Raw genomic sequence first — 19,927 nt, 5'->3', positions numbered from 1 at the left:
AACGCCAACCCCCTACTGCCATGGTCATTCCTCGCCCATACCGGCCTGACCATCCACCCACCACACCCACCGAACTTACGAAAAGATCAGTAAGGCCCGGAGAGACGGTTCTGGTGCGCGGCGCGGCGGGCAGCATCGGGATCACGGCGGTCCAGCTCGCAGCCAGGGCCGGCGCGGGCGCGGTGGCGGTCACCACCTCGTCGGTGGAGCGTGGTGCCCGCCTGCGCGATCTGGGCGCCACCCATGTTCTGGACCGTACGGGTGAGGGCGGCCCGGGCGCGCCGGTCAGGTTCGACGTGGTGGTCGACGTCGTGGGCGGGCCTCATCTCCCCGACTTTCTCGGCAGGTTGGCTACCGGCGGGCGGTACGTGATGGTCGGCGTGGTCGGAGGGCAGCCGCCGGCGGACTTCGGCATGCGGCTGATGGACGCCTTCCGCAAGTCGTGGTCGTTCGCCACTTTCAGCTCCGACGCCGTCCCCGGGCCCGACCGGCAGACCGTGCGGTCGTCCCAGTTCGCCGATGCTGCGGCCGGTGACCTGCGTACGGTGGTGCACGGAGTCCTGCCGCTGGAGCGGGCGGCGTCGGCCCACCGGCTGATGGACGCGGGAGAGGTGTTCGGCAGGGTCGTGCTGGCACCCTGAGCCGGGTACGGACCGCCATCGCGCTCCGGGGCGACGGGGCCCCCGGGCCGTAACCGGCCCCCGGAGCCGGCGGTCGCGTCTGAGGCGCCCGGTGTGGCCCCGTCTGCCGCGCCCGCCTCAGGCCGGCTTGCGCCACACCGAGATGTGCTGCGCGGAGTCCTGGGTGAACGGCGCCCCGGCCCAGTCCGCCACCCGGCGTTCCAGCTCGAGCCCGGCGATCTTCGCCATCAGGTCGAGCTCCGCCGGCCAGGCGTACCGGTGCCTGGAGCTGTCGCGGCGGTAGTGGCCGTCCTCACCCTCGCGCGTGAAGTGGTGCGAGACGAGGACCTGCTCGACCAGGTCGACGGTGTCGAAGCCGAGATGCCGCTCCGAGAGGTCGAACGGCACCGCCAGCTGGCCGGGTGGCAGGAACCGCAGGGGCGGCATGCACAGCTCGATGACGAACCGGCCGCCGGGCCGCAGATGACGGGCGGCGTTGCGGAAGCACTCGACCTGCTCGTCCTGGGTGAGCAGGTTGGAGATGGTGTTGTAGACGAGGTAGACCAGGCTGAACTCGCCGGGCACGACGGTGGTGGCCATGTCCCCGATGGTCACCGGCAGCGACTCCTCGTCGATCCTGCGCCGCAGCACCGCTGCCATGTGCTCGGACAGTTCGACGCCCACCACCGGCACGCCGCGTTCGCGGAGCGGCACCCCCACCCGTCCGGTGCCGATGGCGAACTCCAGCGCCCGGCCGTCTCCGGCGAGCTCCGCCAGGAAGGCGAGAGCCGGTGCGAGAAAGGCGGCGGAAGTCCTCTCGCCCTCTTCCGCGTCGTAACGTTCGGCCACCGCACGGGTCCACAGTTCGCTGCTGGTCACGGGCGGCAACTCTGCCCGTCGGCCGGGGGTGTTGTCGAGACGTTTTCCACCGGCAGGCAGCTCCGGCCGCGCGGCTCGGGACGAGCCGGCGCTGACCTCCCGGGCCGCCCGTCCCCGGACAGCCCTGGCCATCGGGCGGCTGGGAGAGGCGGCGCTTCCGCAGCAGCCCGCAGCTCTTCGGAAAAACCCGCCGTGCCACGACCGTTGACGCCGCCCAAGGGTGTGGTTACGTTCTCATGTGGGATCGATGCCACACCGGGGAACGCGGGTCTCCACACCGCTGAACCGCCCCGTCCAACCGTCGTCCCCCTGTGTAGCCGGGATGCTCAAAGGAGAGACGATGGCGGCAGCACACCAAGGAACAGCGCACCGGACACTCGGACTCCTCACCGCCCTCGCCCTGCTCCCGGCCCTCGCCGGATGCGGGGGCGTGAGCTTCGCGGACAGCAGCTCCACCACCTTCACCACCATGGGGTACGGCATGGGGGACGCGCTGGCCACGGACCGGATCGAGACCGCCCGCGCCGCCCTGCCGGGCCTGAACATCAAGGTCAACGAAGGAGCCTTCGACGAACAGCAGTTCCTCTCCGCGGTGGCCGCAGGCGACCCGCCGGACGTCGTCCACATGGACCGTGCCCTCATCGGCGGTTACGCGGCACGCGGTGCCCTCGTCCCGCTCACCGACTGCCTCAAGCGGGAGCACGTGGACACCGGCCAGTACAACCGGGCCGCGCTGGCCGAGGGTTCGCTGGACGGGACGGTCTACGCGCTGCCCGACTCCTACGACTCGCGGCTGCTCCTGATCGACGACCGGGTGTTCAAGGAGAACGGCACCGACGCGAAGAAGCTGACCACCGCCGACTGGCCGGCGTTGCGGAAACTGACCGGACAGCTGAAGAGGACGGACGGCTCCAAGCTCACCCGCATCGGCTTCGACCCGAAGATCCCGGAGTTCTTCCCGCTGTGGGCCAAGGCCAACGGCGCGGACCTCCTCAGCGCCGACGGGCGCACCGCCCGGCTGAACTCGCCGAAGGTGGTCCAGGCGCTGACCTACGCCGTCGGCCTGGTGGACGCGCAGGGTGGCTGGGGGAGGTTCAAGTCGCTGCGGGACTCCTTCGACCAGTTCGGCGCACGGAACCAGTTCGCCCGCGACCAGGTGGGCGCGATGCCGATGGAGGACTGGTACGTCGACGTGCTCGCCAGTACCTCGCCCCACGTCGACCTGGCCACCGACACCTTCAAGGACCGCACGGGCAAGGACCTCAACTGGACGTCGGGGTACGGCTGGGCCGTCCCCAAGGGCTCCCCGCACCTGGTGCAGGCGTGCACCTTCGTGACCACCATGACGGCCACCAGCACCTGGGTGCACGCGGCGAAGGCGAAGGCCGCACAGGTCCGCGCCGCCGGCCACCCCTACACCGGCGACCTCACCGGCAACCTCGACGCCGACCAGACCATCGAGCGCGAGGTGTGGAAGCCCACCGGGATCGCCGCGTTCGACAAGGCGACCCGCACTCTGTTCACCCTCTCCAAGAAGGGCTTCACCGTGCCCTCCAACGCGGCCGGCAGCGAGTTCAAGAACGCCTGGCAGAACGCGGTCAACCGGGTGCTCTCCGGCGAGCAGACGCCGCGGCAGGCCCTGGACCAGGCACAGAAAGAGGCGCAGAACGCCCTCGACATCGCGAACGAGGGCCGGCGATGAGCGCCCTGACGGGTACGGCGAACAGCCTCCCCACCACGCGGGCGAGCCGCCGGGCGGCCTGGTGGTCGGCCTGGCGCCGCCGTGAGACGTGGGCGGCCTACGGGTTCCTCTCCCCGTGGCTCATCGGGTTCGTGGTCTTCACGGCAGGACCGATGGTCGCCAGCTTCGTGCTGTCCTTCACCGACTACGACGGCATCGGCGCGACCCACGGCGTCGGCATGGAGAACTACCGGCAGCTGTTCGCGGACCCCGCGGTGGCCAAGTCCCTGGCCAACACCCTGGTCTTCGCCGCGCTGCGGGTGCCCCTGTCGATGGCGTTCGCGCTCGTGCTGGCCATGCTGCTGCTGCGGGCCGGGCGGGCCGCCGGCTTCTTCCGCACGGTGTTCTACCTGCCGGTGATGACCCCCTCGGTCGCCGTCGGCATCCTCTTCCTGCTGTTGTTCAACGGCAACGTGGGGCTGGTCAACCACGTCCTGGGCTGGTTCGGCATCACCGGACCGAGCTGGACCACGGACGGGGCGTGGATCAAACCCGGCCTGGTCCTCACCAGCCTGTGGTCCGTGGGCTCCACGGTCATCATCTACTTCGCGGCCCTGCGCAACGTCCCCCGCGACCTGTACGAGGCCGCCGAACTGGACGGCGTGGGCCGGTGGGGGTCCTTCCGCCACGTCACCCTGCCGCAGATCTCCGGCACGCTCTTCTTCACCCTCATCGTCAACACCATCGCCTCCCTCCAGACCTTCACCGAGGCGTACACGGCCTTCTTCGGCAGTTCCAACTCCCAGACCTACAGCAACGACGCCGCGCTGTTCTACGTCGTCTACCTCTTCCAACAGGCCTTCCAGTACATGCACATGGGGTACGCCTCGGCGCTGGCCTGGCTGCTGTTCCTGGTGATCCTCGCGATCACCGTGATCCAGGCCAAGGTCAGCAAACGGTTCGTCTACTACGAGGGGGAGGAGCGATGACACAGCTCACCACGGCACAGGAGACCAGGGCGCCCCGGCGACCCACGGAGGAAGCGAGCGCGCCGGAGCGGGCACCGGGCCGGCGGCCGGGCGGACGGGACCGGGTCGGCCTCCGTGCGCGGCTGGTGCGCGTCCTCGCCCTGACGGCCGCCTCCGTCGTGTTCCTCTACCCGTTCTTCTGGCTGCTGAGCGCGTCCGTCAAGCCGTCCGAGGACGTCTTCGACAACGCCCTGATCCCGCACGTGTGGCAGCTGTCCAACTACACCGCCATCTGGCACGCCGTCCCCCTGCTGACCTGGGTGGGCAACAGCGTGACGGTCACCCTCGCGGCTGCCGTCGCGGTGACGGCCAGCAGTGCGGTGGTGGCCTTCGGGTTCGCCTACTTCCGCTTTCCCGGCAGGAACGTCCTGTTCGCGCTCGTCGTCGGCACGATGATGCTGCCGGCCGTGGTGACGATGGTCCCGCAGTACCTGATCTGGAACCAGCTGCACCTGGCCAGCACCCAGGTGCCGCTGTGGGCGCCCAACCTCTTCGGCAGCGCCTTCTACATCTTCCTGCTCCGCCAGTTCTTCCTCGGGCTGCCCCGCGAGCTGTTCGAGGCCGCACGGGTCGACGGTGCCGGCTACCGGACGCTGTTCTGGCGGATCGCCGTGCCGCTGTGCCGACCCGCGCTGATCGTCACCTTCATCTTCGAGGTGCAGGCGTCCTGGACGGACCTGATACGGCCGCTGATCTACCTGCGCGACCCCTCCCTGTACACCGTGCCGCGCGGACTGAAGGCGGTGCTGGACCAGTTCGGGGCCGGCGGGGAGATGCACTGGGAGGTCGTGTGCGCGGCGAGCGTCATCGTCACCGTCCCGATGATCATCGCTTTCTTCGTCTGCCAGCGGCACTTCACCGAGGGCATCGCCACCACAGGAAGCAAGGGCTGAACCGGATGACAGGCTACGACCAGGGCGACGGCACCCAGGGGCCGGTGCTGGCGCTGGACATCGGAGGCACCAAGCTCGCGGCGGGCGTGGTGCGCCGGGACGGCACCGCGCTGTCCTTCCGCACCTGCCCCACCCGGGTGGACGAGGGCCCCGAGGCCTGCCTGGAACGGCTGTGGCGGCTGGGCGCCGACGCCCTCCGCGCGGCCGGACTCGGCCCCGACCAGGCCGCCGCCAGACTCCTGGGCTGCGGGATCGGCTGCGGCGGGCCGCTGGACCCGGTCCGTGGCCTGCTGCTGTGCCCGCCCCACCTGCCGGGCTGGCGCGACATCCCCGTCACCGACCTGGCGGCGGAGACCTTCGGCGTCCCCGCCGTCCTCGACAACGACGGCACCGCGGGCGCCGCGGGGGAGTGGCGGTTCGGTGCCGGACGCGGCAGCCGCCACCTGGTCTACCTGACCGTCTCCACCGGCATCGGCGGCGGCGTCGTCATCGACGGCCGCACCTACCGGGGGGCCGCCGGCAACGGCGGGGAGCCCGGCCACGTGACGGTGCGCACCGGAGAGGGCCGCCTCTGCCGCAGCTGCGGCCGCGAGGGCTGCCTGGAGGCGTACGCCTCGGGGACCTCCATCGCCGAACGCGCCCGGCAGGCGGTGGCAGCGGCCACCGCGCGGGGCGAGGCCACCCGCCTCGCAGCGGCCGGCCCGCTCACCGCCGCCGAGGTGGCCCGGGCCGCCCGCGAGGGCGACCCGCTGGCCGTCCGCGTGTGGGACGAGACGACCGCACTCCTCGGCCAGGGACTCGCCTCCGTCGTCAACCTCTACGAGCCTGAACTCCTCGTCCTCGGCGGCGGCGTCACCCGCGCCGGGGAGCAGCTCATGGCCCCGGTACGGCAGGCCGTCGCCGGCCTCGCCATGGGGCCCGCAGCCCGCGCCGTGCGGGTCGTGCGGGCCGCGACGGGCGACCGGGCGGGGGTGCTCGGCGCCGCCGCCGTCGCCTTCGAACGGCTCTCCGAGGCCCCCCTCGCCCCGCCCCTCCCACCCGCCGGCACGGCCCGGTGACCCCCGCCCACCGGCGCGCCGCCACGACCCCAGCCCACCGCACCGCCCCCAGGAGCCGTATGTCCGCCCCGACCGCCGACCACCCCGCACACGCCGCCACCGACCAGCTCGAGGAGCACCTCGCCGCCGCCGCAGCCCTGCGGACGGTGCTGCCCGACCTGCGCGCGGTGGGCGAGCGCCTCATCGAGGTCTACGCGCGCGGCGGGCGCCTGTACACCTTCGGCAACGGCGGCAGCGCCGCGGACGCCCAGCACCTCGCCGGCGAACTCATCGGCCGCTACCTGCGCGAACGCCGCCCGCTGCCGGCGGTCTCGCTGGTGACCGACCCCACCGTCGTCTCCTGCATCGGCAACGACTACTCCTACGAGGAGGTCTTCGCCCGCCAGGTCCAGGCGCTGGCGGTGCCGGACGACATGGTCATCGGCTTCACCACCTCGGGGCGCTCCGCCAACGTCGTGCGGGGCCTGGCCCAGGCGCGGGCGGCCGGCGCCGTCACCGTGCTCTTCGCCGGCGGGACGGCGGGCGGCATGCCGGCCGCCCGCCACGCGGACCTCCGCGTCGTGGTGCCGGCCACCGCCACCGCCCGCATCCAGGAGATGCACCTCACCCTGCTGCACCTGCTGAGCGAACAGGTCGACGCCTGGGCCGCGCAGACCCCCTCCCACCCCCTCCGAGCCCGGCAGGAGACCGCCGAATGAGCACCGTCAACCCCGCCTCCCGCGACCGTGTCCTGCACATGGTGGGCAACGCGCACATCGACCCCGTCTGGCTGTGGCGCTGGCCCGAGGGCCTGCAGGAGGTCCGCGCCACCTTCCGGTCCGCCGTCGACCGCCTGGAGGAGTACCCCGACGCCGTGTTCACCTGCGACTCCGTGATGTACCTGGAGTGGATCGAGAAGCACGACCCCGACCTCTTCGCAGCCATCGCCAAGCACGTGGCCGAAGGCAGGTGGCAGGTGGTCGGCGGCTGGTGGATAGAGCCCGACTGCAACGTCCCCGCCGGTGAGTCCTTCGTCCGCCAGGCCCTGTACGGCCAGCGGTACCTCATCGAGAAGTTCGGCGCCGCCGCGACCGTGGGCTGCAACCTCGACCCGTTCGGCCACAACGCCACCATCCCCCAACTGCTGCGCGGCGCCGGCATGGACTCCTACGTCTTCCTGCGCCCCGGACCGCACGAGCAGGTCCTGCCCGGCCAGTTCTTCCACTGGGAGTCCCCCGACGGCTCCCGCGTCACCGCCTACCGCCTTCCCAACGAGTACTGCACGCCGGGTGCGGACATCGGCAACCATCTCGACAAGTCGCTGGCGCAGATGCCGCCGGAGGAACCCGAGCTGATGGTCTTCTACGGCGTCGGCAACCACGGCGGCGGACCGACGAAGGCCAACATCGACTCCATCCACCGCCTCGACGACCTCGGCGGCCTCCCCACCCTCAGGCTCAGCCACCCCCGCGCCTTCTTCGACAGCGTCGCCGACCGCACCGACACCGCCGTGCACGCCGGTGAACTCCAGCACCACGGTCCCGGCTGCTACTCCGCGCACTCCGGGGTGAAGGCCTGGAACCGCCGCGCCGAGAACGACCTGCAACGCGCCGAGAAGTGGGCGTCGGTCGCCGGCGTCCTCACCGGAGAGGAGTACCCCGCCGGCCGGCTCACCGAGGCGTGGAAGCTGGTGCTCTTCAACCAGTTCCACGACATCCTGGCGGGCACCTCCCTGCGCTCGGCCTACGAGGACGCCCGCGACGACTACGGCCGGGCACGGTCGATCGCAGCGGAGGTCTTCAACCGGGCCACCCAGGCCGTCGCCCGCCGCATCGACATCCCCCACCGCGAGGGCACCGTGCCCCTCGTGGTCTTCAACCCCCACCCCTGGCCGCTACGGGCCGACGTGGAGGCGGAGTTCGGACAGGCCGCCGCCGTGCGCCTCACCGACGAGCAGGACCAGCCCGTCCCCGTCCAGCTCACCCGCTCCGAGTCCACCATGGCCGGCAACCGGGGACGGCTGGCCTTCCGCGCCGACGTCCCCGCCCTCGGCCACCGCGTCTACCACCTCCTGCCGGGCACCGACCAGCCGGGCGAGTCGGAGATCCACGCCACCGACACCGTGCTGGAGAACGCCCACCTGCGCGTCGAGGTCGACCCCGCCACCGGCTGGCTGCGCTCCCTCCTGGACAAGGAGACCGGCACCGAGCTGCTCTCCGCCGGGAGCGGGCCGCACGCCGTGGTCGTCGACGACCCCAGCGACACCTGGGGCCACCGCGTCCGCGCCTACGACAGGGCGATCGGCGCCTTCCAGCCCACCCGGGTGCGGCTGGTGGAGTCCGGGCCGGTCCGCGCGGTGCTGCGCGTGGAGAGCGCCTACGGACGCTCGGAGATGGCCGAGGAACTCGTCCTCTCCGCCGGCTCACGCCACCTGGAGGTCCGCACGGTCGTGGACTGGCACGAGCGCCTCAAGCTGCTCAAGCTCCGCTTCCCCACCGCCCTCACCGACGTCACCGCCACCCACGAGATCCCCTACGGCCACCTGGAGCGCACCCCGGACGGCACCGAGGAACCCACCCAGGCCTGGGTCGACGTCACCGGCACGCTGCCCGGCGGCGCCCGCGCCGGGCTCACCGTCGTCAACGACAGCAAGCACGGCCACGACGTCCTCGGCGGGGAGATCGGCATGACCGCCCTCCGCAGCCCCGTCTACGCCTGGCACGAGCCGTGCCGGCTGGCGCAGGACGGCGTCTACGAGTACCTCGACCAGGGCCGCCAGGAGTTCCGCTACCTGCTGGTGCCGCACGGCGCCGACTGGCGGGCCGCCGACCCCGTCCGCCGCGCCGCCGAACTCAACCAGCCGGCCTTCGCACTCCTGGAGACCTTCCACCCGGGCCCCCTGCCGCAGGTCGCCTCCCACCTCGACGACGGTGGCGAGGGGGTCCTGGTCACCGTGGTCAAGGGCGACGAGGACGGCGACGGCGACCTCGTCCTGCGCGCCTACGAGTCCCGCGGCCGGGACACCCGGGCCCGCATCACCGTGCCGATGCTCGGCGACCGCGTCATCGAGGCGGACCTCGGCCGCCACCAGATACGCACCTTCCGCGTCCCGCGCGACCCCGCGGCCCCCGTCCGCGCCGCCGACCTGCTGGAGCGGCCCCAGGAGGAGCCGGCCGGAGCGCCGGCCGAGACGGCACCCGCCGCCCGCACCGGGAGCGGGCGTGCGCGTACTTGATGACGGCTGGGAGCTGCGGGCCTGCCTGGGCGACACCTGGCGCTGGCTGAGCGGCCCGGGCCGGCCGGACGGGGAACCGGGCTGGTTCCCCGCCCGGGTGCCCGGCGCCGTGCTGGACGACCTCCACCGCGCCGGGCAGGTCCCCGACTTCCGCAGCGGCACCGGCAGCCTGCTGTGCGAGTGGGTGCCGCAGCGCACCTGGCTGTACCGGCGCCCCCTCACCCTCCCCGCCCCCGCCCCCGGGCGCCGCACGGTGCTGCGGTTCGAGGGCGTCGACCACACCGCCACCGTCCTCCTCGACGGCCGGGAGATCGCCCACCACGAGGGGATGTACACCGCCTTCGAGGTCGACCTCACCGAGGCGGTGGCAGGCGGACCCGCGAGTGGCGGGTCCCACCTGCTTGCCGTCGCCGTGCACCCGGCCCCGCCGGGCGAACCGCAGGTGGGCAGGACCGACCGGGTCCGCACCCACAAGTCCCGCATGGGATACGGCTGGGACTTCTGCCCCCGCCTGGTGCACCAGGGCATCTGGAAGCCGGTCCTGCTCGATCTCGCGGGCCCGGTACGGCTCGCCGACGTCACCGCAGGCGCCACCCTCGACGCCGGCCTCACCCACGGCCGCGTCCAGGTGCGCGCACGCTGGGAGACCACCGACCCCGCCGGCGTCGAGGTGAGCGTCCTGGACCCCGCCGGCCGCACCGTGGCCCGCACGGAGCAGGCCGTGACCGCCGGGCAGGACGAGAGCCGTACCACGCTGACCGTCACCCGCCCCGAGACCTGGTGGCCGAACGGGCACGGGCCGCAACCGCTGTACACCGTGCTGGTGCGCGCCCTCGACGCCGGCGGCGGGGAAGTGGGCCGGCGCGAGCGGCGGGTCGGGTTCCGGCACGTGCGCCTGGTAACCAACCCCGGCGCCCCCGCCGCCGCGCTGCCCTACACCCTCCAGGTCAACGGCGAGCGCCGGTACGCCCGCGGCTGGAACTGGGTGCCGCACGACGCGCTGCACGGCGCGGCGCCCCGCGACCGCCTCCGCCACCTGCTTCAGCTCGCGGCCGAGGCCCACGTCACCCTGCTCCGCGTCTGGGGCGGAGGGCTGGTGGAGACCGAGGAGTTCTACACCGAGTGCGACCGGCTCGGGCTGCTGGTCTGGCAGGAGTTCAGCCTCTCCAGCTCCGGCATCGACAGCGTCCCCGCCACCGACCCCGCCTACCTGGCCCTCATGGACGCCGAGGCCCGCGCACTGCTGCCCGCCCTCGACCACCACCCCTCCCTCGTCCTGTGGGGGCCCGGCAACGAGCTCCACGACACCGCCGCCGCCCGCCCCCTGGCCGAGGACACCTCCCCGGTCATCGCCACCCTGGCCGGCGTCGTCCGCGAACTGCACCCCGACCGCTGCTGGCTGCCCGGCTCCCCCTCGGGTCAGGCCTTCCTCAACCGGCTGGACCTCGTCCGCGCCGCCCCCGAGGCGCAGCACGACGTCCACGGCCCCTGGGAGCACCAGGGAAACGGCGCCCACCAGGAGCTCTACGACGCGGCCACCTGCCTGCTCCACTCCGAGTTCGGCGTCGAGGGCATGGCCAACCGCCGCGCCTGGGAGGCCGTCGTCCCACCCGGTCAGCGGTGGCCCACCGGGCGCGAGAACCCCGTCATGGAGCATCTGGGCGCCTGGTGGAACAACACCCCGCTGGTCGCGGCGGCCTTCGGCGGCCGGCCCACCGACGCCGACGAGATGCGCCGGGCCAGCCAGCACCTCCAGTACGACGGGCTGCGCTACGCCGTCGAGGCCGGTCTGCGCCGCGCCCCGCGCTCCTCGGGCACCATCCCCTGGCAGTTCAACGAGCCCTTCCCCAACGCCTGGTGCACCGCGGCCGTCGACCACTGGGGCGAACCCAAACCCGCCTACCACGGGGTGCGCCGGGCCTACCGGCCCGCCCACGTCTGCGCCGCCTTCGCCACCCACACCTGGGGCGGCCACGACAGGTTCCGGGCCCGGCCCCGCGCGTGGCGTCCGGGCGACGCACCCGGCGACACCGTCACCGCACGGCTCCTCGCCCTGGACGGCACCGAGATCGCCCGCAGCGACGGCGACCTGGACGTCCCCCTCGGCGACATCCCCGGCGAGGTCTTCCTCCTCGACCTCACGCTGCGCGACGCCGCCGGGGCCGCCCTCGCCGGCAACCGCTACCTGCACACCACCACCGAGCACCTCGGCCCCCTCTTCGACCTGCCCACCGCCCGCGTCGAGGCGGCCACCACCACGGGCCTGGACACCGTGCACCTCACCCACCGCGAGGGGCCCGCGGCCCTCGGCCTCCACCTGAGCGACGCCCGCCCACTGCACGAGGCCGGCTGGGCGGTACCCGCCGACTCCCAGCTCTGCCTCCTGCCGGGCGAGTCCGCGCAGGTACCCGTCACCTGGCGCGACGCCCCCGAAGCGGGCCGGGCCCTACTGCTGGAAGGCTGGAACACCGATGCCCGCGTCCTTGACTGACCGCGCCACCACCCGCCTGCGGGACCCGGCCGAGGGACTGGTGGAACTGCCCTGCCTGGTGGCCCTGATGCTCCCCGACGGCAGCCGGCTTCCCGTCGCAGCGGACCGGACCGGACACCGGCCGGACGGCAGCACGCACGCCGAAGGGGAGGCCCACGGCTTCACCGCCGCCCTCCACCTCGCCCCCGACACCGCGCACGACGCCACGGCGACCACCCACCGGGCCACCCTCACCGTGCGCCGCACCGGGGCCGCACCGGTGAGCGCCGGGCTGCGGGTGGAGGTGCTGCTCGGCGCCACCGCGGACCCGGGCTGGCTGGTCCCCGGCGTCTTCTACGGCCCAGGCCGCCTCCCGGACTGCGCCCGCCCCTACCCCCGCTACGTCCCCGGCGTCACCGATCCCGCGAACCTGACCGCGGACGCCTGGTCCTTCCGCGCCGACCGGTGCGCCACCCCCGCCGTCTTCGCCCACGACGACCACGGCGGCGCGGCACTGGCCACCACCGAGCGCGGCACCCTGGGCCAGCAGGGCGTCGGATTCGCCCGCACCCCGGGCGACCGCCCCGCCCTGCGGCTGCACGCCCCCTACCGCGAAGAGCCCGTCGCCTACTACGGCTCCGGCACCCCCCGCCCCGCCGACACCCCCACCCACCACTGGCAGCCCGGCGAGGAGCACACCCTCCACTTCACCCTCCACCTCCTGGACGCCGACCCGCACGCCTACGCCCCCGTCCTGCGCGCCCTGCACACCGCGGCCCCCGCCCCCGCCACACCCGCCGCCTGGGTCGGGGTCGAGGAGGCGGCGGCGCTCAGCGCCGAGGGGCTCCACCGCTGGCACTACCGCCCCGACCCGCCCGTGCTCCTGGAGACGGCCGCCTTCGACCGGGAAGCGCTGGGGGAGGCCGGGGACCGTCAGGCCATGCACGTCTCCTGGGTCAGCGGCGCCCCCTACGCCCATGCGCTGCTGCTCCACGCCCGCCGCGTCGGCGACACCGCGCAGGCCGAGGCCGCGATGGCCGTCCTGGACCACATCTGCGCCCACCTGACCCCCGGCGGCACCTTCTGGGGGCAGTGGAGCGCACGCGGCGGCTGGTCCGCCGGATGGACCGGCGACGCCGGACGGCTGCACGCCCGCACCCTCGGCGACGCCACCCTCTTCACCCTGCGGGCGCTGTGCGCCGAGCGGCGCCGCGGCCACGACCACCCGACATGGGAGGCCGCCGTCCGCGCCAACCTCGCCGCCGCCCTGCGCGGGCAGGACCCCGCGACCGGACGCCTGGCCGCCGCCCACCGCGTCAGCGACGGAACGGCGCTCGACCACACCGGCGCCGCCGGCCTCCCCTTCGTCGCCGCCTTCGTGGAGGCGGCCGAGGCGTTCGGCGAACCGTCCTACCGCCGTGCCGCACTGCGCGCCGGCGCGGCCTTCGCAGCCGACGTCCACTCCGAGTTCCTGTGCGGCGCCCCTGAGGACGTCTCCCTCGCCCCCACCTCGGAGGACGGCTACAACGCGATCATCGCCTACACACTGCTCCACGAGGCCGCGCCGGGGGACGGCCGCTGGCTCGACCTGGCCCGCCGCGCCGCCGACTGGACCCTGACGTTCCGCTACACCTACGACGTCCACTTCGGGCCCCGCACCCTCCTCGGCCACTACGGCTTCCGCACCCGCGGCGCCGACCAGGCCTCGCCCTCCAACCAGCACCTGCACGCCTTCGGCCTGGTCTGCCTGCCGGAGACGGTCCGGCTCGCCCGGCACCTCGCCGACCCCTACTACCTGCGCTCGGCGCGCGAGAACCTCGACTGCTTCCGCCAGTTCGTGGCCCGCGCCGACGGCGACTTCAACGCCTACCGCGGCATGGTCAGCGAACGCTTCTACCAGACCGACTGCTTCCAGGCCAAGGGGATGCTGCTCACCCTCTCGCACGCCTGGTCGGCCGGCGTCCTGCTCTACGCCTGCGAACACGCCCGCGAACTCCCCGAGTTCCAGGAGGACCTGTGACCACCGAACCGCCCGCCGACGCGCTCCGCTTCACCCCTGACTTCCGCTGGGGCACCTCCACCTCCTCCTTCCAGGTCGAGGGCTCCCTCGACACCGACGGCCGCGGCGAGTCCGTCTGGGACCGCTTCTGCCAGGTCCCCGGCGCCATCGAGAACGGCGACGACGGCCGAGTCGCCTGCGACCAGTACCGGCGCGGCGCGGAGGACGTCGCCCTGATGGCGGCGCTCGGCACCACCGCCCACCGCTTCTCCCTGGCCTGGCCCCGCATCCAGCCCGAGGGTTGCGGACGGGTGGAGACGCGGGGGCTGGACCACTACGACCGGTTCCTGGACAACCTCCTCGACCACGGCATCCACCCGCTGGTGACCCTCTACCACTGGGACCTGCCCCAGGCACTCCAGGACAAGGGCGGCTGGCGCAACCGCGACACCGCGTCCCGCTTCGCCGAGTACGCGGCCCTGTGCCACGACGCCTTCGGCGACCGCGTGACCGACTGGGTCACCGTCAACGAGCCGTGGATCGTGGGCCTGCTCGGCCACCAACTCGGGCTGCACGCACCGGGTGAGAAGGACCTCAGGGCCTCCGTCACCGTCATGCACCACCTGCTGCTCGCCCACGGCCTGGCTGCCGGCGCACTGCGCTCGGGCCGCCACCGCGGCGCCAGGACGGGCATCGCCCACAGCCTCTTCCCGCACACCCCCGCCGACCCGGCCGACCCCGCCGACCGGCGGGCCGCGGTGGACTCCGACGGGTACGTCAACCGCTGGTCCCTCGACCCCGTACACGGCCGCGGCTACCCCGAGGACATGCGCGCCCACTGGGAGGCGGCGGTCGGTCCGCTGGACTTCGTGCACGAGGGGGACCTGGACACCATCGCCGCCGGCAGCGACTTCATCGGCGTCAACTACTACACCCGGCGCATCGTCAGCGCCGGCACCGGCGACGGGCCCTGGCCGTGGAAGGTCGAGCCCGGCCGCGCGGAGGTGCCGCGCACCGACCTCGGCTGGGAGATCGTGCCGGAGGACCTCACCGCCCTCCTGCTCCGCCTCCACCACGACTACCCCGGCGTACCGCTCGTGGTCACCGAGAACGGCGCCGTGTACGGCGACGGCCCCGGCGAGGACGGCGCCGTCCGCGACCACCGGCGCACCGCCTTCCTCCACCACCACCTCGCCGCGGTCCACCGGGCCCTGGCCGCCGGGGCTCCCGTCACGGGCTACTACCACTGGTCGCTGGTGGACAACTTCGAGTGGGCGATGGGCTACCGGCCCCGCTTCGGACTGGTCCACGTCGACCGCGCGACCCAGCGCCGCACCGTCAAGGACAGCGGCCACTGGTACGCCCGGGCCGCCCGCGCGGGCGCTGTTCCCGCGGCCCTGCCGCCGCTGGGGGAGCACCGCAGGTGAGCACCGTACGGCTGCCCGGCCGGGCCCTGGACGTACTCCACGACGTGGACGCCACCGTGGCCGGAGCGGGCACGGCCGGCGTCGAGACCGCACTCCACCTGGCCCGCGGCGGCCGGCGCGTCCTGCTCCTGGAGGAGGGCTTCGCGCCCTGCCCGGAGCTGGCCGGCGCCGGCCGCCCCTGGGCCGACGTCCCCGCCCAGGGCGCCGCGGCGGCCGGTGTCCTCGCGCCGCTGCTGGCCGGCCACCCGCCCGGCACTCGGGTCGCGCTGCGGCCCGCCGCCCTGAAGCTGTGCGTGGAGGACGCCCTGCGGGCCGCCGGCGTGGAACTGCTGTACGGCACCCGCGTCCTGGCCCCGCACCGCGGCGACGGGCCCACCCGCCCGCTCGCCGGCCTCGTCGTGACCCATGCCGGCGGACGCGACCTCGTCCTGTGCCGTGCCCTGGTGGATGCCGTACCGGGCCCGGGAAAAAGCGACCGGGCCGTCTGGAGCGTGGAGTTCACCCGCGTCCGCAGCCAGCTGCAGTCGTCCGCGGACCACCCCGCCGCCCACGGCCTCCGCCTGGTGCCCGGCCACCTCGGCACCGGCCACCGCTACGTGCTGCCGGCCACCACCGGCGGACGCCACGAGGCACTGCGCGCCGCCGCACGCCTGTTGCGGGAGCACCCGGACTTCACCGGGGCCCGCCTCGGCGCGGTGGGCCACCACCCCCTCCTCGGCCCCCACCGCCACACCCGGCCCCGCCCCGGAACCGTGCCGGGCATCTGGCACCTGCCCCCCGCCGAGCCCGTCACCTCCCCCCACGCGCCGCTGCTGGACCCCACCGCGGTACGGGCACCGGGGCGCGCGGCGGCGGCCCTCGTCCACGAGCACCTGAACACCGGACAGTCCGGCCCACCGCCGGCCCCGGCTCCGCCGCCGCCCCTCCCCGGTGCGCCCGGCCCGGGGCCCACGGTGCGCGAACGCCGCGCTCCCCGTCCCGGCGCCGCGCCGGCCCGCCAGGACGTCGCCGCGCTGGACGTCCCGCTCCACGGCCACCACGACGTCCTGGTCGTCGGCGGCGGCACCAGCGGGGCCTCCGCCGCCCTGGCCGCCGCGGCGGAGGGCGCCCGCACCCTGCTCCTCGAACACGGGCCGGGCCCGGGCGGCACCGGCACCCACGGCGGCGTACCCAGCTACTGGTTCGGCCGCCGGACCGGCCAGGCCGCCCGGGTGCAGAACCTCACCCGCGCCGCCCACCGCGCACTGGGACTGCGCCACGGCGGAGCCGGCGCCTGGAGCATCGAGGCCAAGTCCCTCGCCCTGCACGAGGCGTTGACCGCGGGCGGGGTGGAGGCGCGCTACGGGGCCCGGGCCTTCGCAGCCCTCGCCGAGGGCGACCGGGTGTGCGGTGTCCTGTTCACCGGACCCGACGGCGTCGCCCGCGCGGCCACCGCGGAGGTCGTCGTCGACGCCACGGGGGAGGCCCACCTGGCGGCGTGGGCGGGGGCGCCCGTCGTGCGCGGGGCGGCCACCACCCACAGCGTGATGTGGTCCTCACTCGCCCAGTTCGCCACCCCGGACACCACCCGCAACAACTTCGGCGGCCTCGCGGACCTCACCGACCCCCGGGACGCCACCCGCGCCGTCCTCGCCGCCCGCCGCCGCACCCCCCACCGCCACGACCACGGCTCCCAGCCCGTCACCCGGGAGGGCCGCCACCTGGTGGGCCGCGCCGTCCTCACCCTCACCGACCAACTCACCGACCGCCGCTGGCCGGACGTGGTCAACGTGCACTTCGCCAACCACGACCTCAAGGGCAAGGGCGAGGCGCTCTGGCCCCAGCTCGGACTCATCCCGCCCAACCTGGAGACGGAGGTGCCCTACCGGGCCCTGCTGCCGACCGGGCTGGAGGGACTGCTCGTCACCGGCAAGGCGCTCTCCGCGACACACGACGCCCTCCCCGCCCTGCGGATGCAGGCCGACCTGGAGAACCTGGGCGCCGCCACCGGTGTGGCCGCCGCTCTCTGCGCCCGCACCGGCACCGCGCCCGGCGCCCTGCCGGTGGACCGCCTCCAACAGCGCCTGACGGCACTGGGGTTGCTGCCCCCGGAGCGGGTCCCCGCGGCCCGTGTCGGCACCGCAGCCGGCCCGGAGGAGGCGGGCAGCACCGGACCGGACCCGGCTCGGGCCCTGACCGAACTGGCCCGCCGCCTCCCGCTGCACGGCTACTCCGACATGGGGCGGCGCGAGGTCTTCCGCGGCCGCATCCCCTTCGTCGACCTGGTCCTCGATCCCCGGCCCACCACCACCGCCCAGCTCACCGAGGCGATGGCCACCGCCGAAGGACCGGCCCGGCTCGCCCTCGCGCAGATCCTGGTGTGCCGGGGCGCCCGGGCCGGCACCGACGTCCTCCTCGCCGCACTGGACCGGGCCCTGGCCCCGGGCCGGCTGCCGCAGCGCGACGGCCGGATCCGCGAGGCCCAACTGCCGCCCGACCAGTCGGCCATGCCCGAAGCCGTCTACCTGCTCCACACCCTCTCCCTTGCCCGCGACCCCCGGACCGTCCGCCACTGGCAACGCGTCGCCGACCTGCTGACCGTCGACGACAGGACGCTGCGCGACTCCCTCGCCGGCGTCTTCTACTGGGTCGAGGCGGTCGCCAACGGCGCCGAACGCCTCGGCGACCCCCGCGCCCTGCCCGTCCTGCGCGACCTCCACGCCCGCCCCGCCCTGCACGGCCAGTGGCGTCGCACGGGAACCGAGCCCGACGACTTCCAGGAGCGCCGCGCCATGCTCGAACTGGCCCTGGCGCGGGCCCGCGCCCAGTGCGGCGACGAGGCCGGGGTGCACACCCTGCTGGCCTACCTCGACGACAACCGCGCCCCACTCGCCGCCCAGGCCCACACCCGGCTGCGGCTGCTGTGGGACCTGCCCGCCGATGCCGCCCCCGGCCCCGACACGGCCTCCTGGCGGCGCCACCTCGCCCGGGCCGGTGTGCCCCGGCCCCGGCCGCTGCCCTGGGCACACGACCCCTACCGGGCCGACCTCCCCGCGGGAACCGTCCCGGGGGTCCGGCCCGCCGCACGGGAGGAACGGTGAACGCCCCCAGCCACAGCACGAGTGCACCGCTGTTCGCCGGCGTGGACGTCGGCAGCACCCACTGCAAGGCGCTGCTCTGCGACGCGACCGGCACCGTCCTGGCCCGCCACCAACGCCGCACCCCCCGCGGCGCCGACGGGCACACCCACCCCGCCGCTCCACTGGTCGCCGCCGCCCTGGACGCGCTGCGCGCCTGCGTCCGGACCGCCGGGCGCCCACCCGAGGCCGTCGGCGTGACCGGCATGGCCGAGGCCGGCACCTGGCTCGACGCCCGGGGCCGCCCGCTCCACCCCGTCCTCGCCTGGTCCGACCCCGCCCCCGCACCCCACGCCGAACGGCTGGCCCGCCGGCACGGCCGGACCGCACTGCACCGGGCCACCGGGGTGCTGCCCAGCGCCAAGGTGCCGCTGGCCAAGTGGTGCGCGCTGGCCGCCGACCACCCGCAGACCCTCCGCCGCGGCCGGACCTGGGCCGGGGCGGCCGACCTCGTCGCCCACGCACTGACCGGACAGGCGGGCACCGACGCCACCTTCGCCCAGCGCACCATGGCCTGGGACCCGCGGGCCGGCCGCTGGCTCCCCGAACTCCTGGCGATCGCCGGCCTGGACGAGCAGCGCATGCCGACCGTGCACCGGCCGGGGACCGCCGTCGGCCACGCCCTCGCCGACGCCGCAACCGCCACCGGCCTGCGCCCCGGCACGCCCGTCGTCGTCGCCGGCCACGACCACCTCGTCGGCGCCTGGGCGGCCGGCGTCCGGGAGCCGGGCGCGGTCGCCGACTCCATGGGCACGGCCGAAGCGGTGCTCACGCTGGGCGCAGCCGCCCCCGACCCGGCCCGGGCCGCGCGGGAGGGCATGTCCTGGGGACGCGCCGTGGACGGCCGGCACTGGGTCGTGCTCGCCGGCGCACGCAGCTCCGGAGCGCTCGTGGAGTGGTTCTGCGACCGGTTCCTCGGCCTCGCGGGTGCGCCCGGGGAGGAACGCTACGCGGCCTTCGCCCGGCTGCTGGCCACCGCACCCGACTCCGTCACCGGCCTCCTCCTCGCCCCCTACCCGGACGGACGCGCCTGCCCGCTGCCCGACCCCGAAGCCACCCTCGACCTGCGCGGGCTGCGGGCCCACCACGGCCCCGCCGACCTCGCACGGGCCCTCCTGGAGGGCGCCTCCCACCACGCGCGCTGGATGACCGAGACCCAGGCAGCGGTGCTGGGAGCGCAACCGCTCGCGGTCACCCTTCTCGGCGGCTCCACCCGCCAGACCACCTGGACCGCCCTCAAGGCCGCCGTCAGCCCGTGGCCCACCCGCGTCTGCCGGGAGCCCGAGGCACCCGCCGCCGGCGCCGCCGCCTGGGCGTCCGCAGCCACCGGCCGCGACCCGGCCGCCCTGCGTCCCGACACCACCGCCCTGACGCCCGATCCGGCCACCGCCGCCGCCTACCAGGACGACCACCACCGCTTCCTGCGCTTCGTCACCTCCGGCCGCACGGCCTGAGGGGTCCTTGCCATATGCCCGGGCGGGCATATGGCAAGGACCCCTGAGAGCGCGCAGGGGCGCCCACCACCCCGATCCGAGGAGATTC

Annotated in this window: 12 protein-coding genes and 1 pseudogene; 12 read left to right on the top strand and 1 reads right to left on the bottom strand. The window is 74.6% G+C overall.

Annotation, left to right across the window (positions count from 1 at the left end):
• Positions 1-92: 92 nt before the first annotated feature.
• Positions 93-641 (top strand): annotated as a pseudogene (locus ACFV3R_RS32070) (zinc-binding dehydrogenase); the annotation flags it as partial.
• Between the two features lie 117 nt (positions 642-758).
• On the opposite strand, the gene ACFV3R_RS32065 reads toward ACFV3R_RS32070, so the two are convergent.
• Positions 759-1,499, bottom strand: a complete 741-nt coding sequence (locus ACFV3R_RS32065; RefSeq protein ID WP_385590477.1) for a class I SAM-dependent DNA methyltransferase — start codon at positions 1,497-1,499, stop codon at positions 759-761.
• Between the two features lie 340 nt (positions 1,500-1,839).
• Between ACFV3R_RS32065 and ACFV3R_RS32060 the strand changes: the two genes are divergently transcribed.
• Genes ACFV3R_RS32060 through ACFV3R_RS32010 form a run of 11 tightly spaced genes read left to right on the top strand, consistent with a single transcriptional unit; the run spans position 1,840 to position 19,839 of the window.
• The gene (locus ACFV3R_RS32060) at positions 1,840-3,201 is read left to right on the top strand and encodes an extracellular solute-binding protein (protein WP_385590474.1); all 1,362 of its coding nucleotides are present in this window, start codon (positions 1,840-1,842) and stop codon (positions 3,199-3,201) included.
• On the top strand, positions 3,198-4,169 hold the full coding sequence (locus tag ACFV3R_RS32055) for a carbohydrate ABC transporter permease (protein ID WP_385590472.1): 972 nt from the start codon (positions 3,198-3,200) through the stop codon (positions 4,167-4,169). Before ACFV3R_RS32060 ends, ACFV3R_RS32055 begins: the two co-directional genes overlap by 4 nt.
• On the top strand, positions 4,166-5,101 hold the full coding sequence (locus ACFV3R_RS32050; RefSeq protein ID WP_385590470.1) for a carbohydrate ABC transporter permease: 936 nt from the start codon (positions 4,166-4,168) through the stop codon (positions 5,099-5,101). The genes ACFV3R_RS32055 and ACFV3R_RS32050 overlap by 4 nt, the downstream gene beginning before the upstream one ends.
• A 5-nt stretch (positions 5,102-5,106) precedes the next feature.
• Positions 5,107-6,159, top strand: coding sequence for an ROK family protein (locus ACFV3R_RS32045; protein WP_385590468.1), 1,053 nt, complete (start codon positions 5,107-5,109; stop codon positions 6,157-6,159).
• 59 nt (positions 6,160-6,218) lie between these two features.
• A complete protein-coding gene (locus tag ACFV3R_RS32040) occupies positions 6,219-6,857 on the top strand; it encodes an SIS domain-containing protein (protein WP_385590466.1) in 639 nt (212 codons plus the stop codon).
• Complete coding sequence (locus ACFV3R_RS32035; protein ID WP_385590464.1) at positions 6,854-9,373, top strand: alpha-mannosidase; 2,520 nt, start codon at positions 6,854-6,856, stop codon at positions 9,371-9,373. Before ACFV3R_RS32040 ends, ACFV3R_RS32035 begins: the two co-directional genes overlap by 4 nt.
• Positions 9,360-11,864: a sugar-binding domain-containing protein gene (locus tag ACFV3R_RS32030; RefSeq protein ID WP_385590462.1), complete on the top strand. Its 2,505-nt coding sequence runs from the start codon at positions 9,360-9,362 to the stop codon at positions 11,862-11,864. Before ACFV3R_RS32035 ends, ACFV3R_RS32030 begins: the two co-directional genes overlap by 14 nt.
• The gene (locus ACFV3R_RS32025) at positions 11,845-13,863 is read left to right on the top strand and encodes a hypothetical protein (protein WP_385590460.1); all 2,019 of its coding nucleotides are present in this window, start codon (positions 11,845-11,847) and stop codon (positions 13,861-13,863) included. Before ACFV3R_RS32030 ends, ACFV3R_RS32025 begins: the two co-directional genes overlap by 20 nt.
• On the top strand, positions 13,860-15,269 hold the full coding sequence (locus ACFV3R_RS32020) for a GH1 family beta-glucosidase (RefSeq protein ID WP_385590458.1): 1,410 nt from the start codon (positions 13,860-13,862) through the stop codon (positions 15,267-15,269). The genes ACFV3R_RS32025 and ACFV3R_RS32020 overlap by 4 nt, the downstream gene beginning before the upstream one ends.
• A complete protein-coding gene (locus ACFV3R_RS32015; protein ID WP_385590456.1) occupies positions 15,266-18,349 on the top strand; it encodes an FAD-dependent oxidoreductase in 3,084 nt (1,027 codons plus the stop codon). The genes ACFV3R_RS32020 and ACFV3R_RS32015 overlap by 4 nt, the downstream gene beginning before the upstream one ends.
• A complete protein-coding gene (locus ACFV3R_RS32010; RefSeq protein ID WP_385590455.1) occupies positions 18,346-19,839 on the top strand; it encodes an L-fuculokinase in 1,494 nt (497 codons plus the stop codon). Before ACFV3R_RS32015 ends, ACFV3R_RS32010 begins: the two co-directional genes overlap by 4 nt.
• The last annotated feature ends 88 nt before the right edge of the window (positions 19,840-19,927 follow it).

The sequence above is a fragment of the Streptomyces sp. NPDC059740 genome (genome assembly GCF_042733155.1).
In the GTDB taxonomy this organism is placed as follows: Bacteria; Actinomycetota; Actinomycetes; order Streptomycetales; family Streptomycetaceae; genus Streptomyces.
This window is presented reverse-complemented; position numbering and strand designations above follow the sequence as displayed.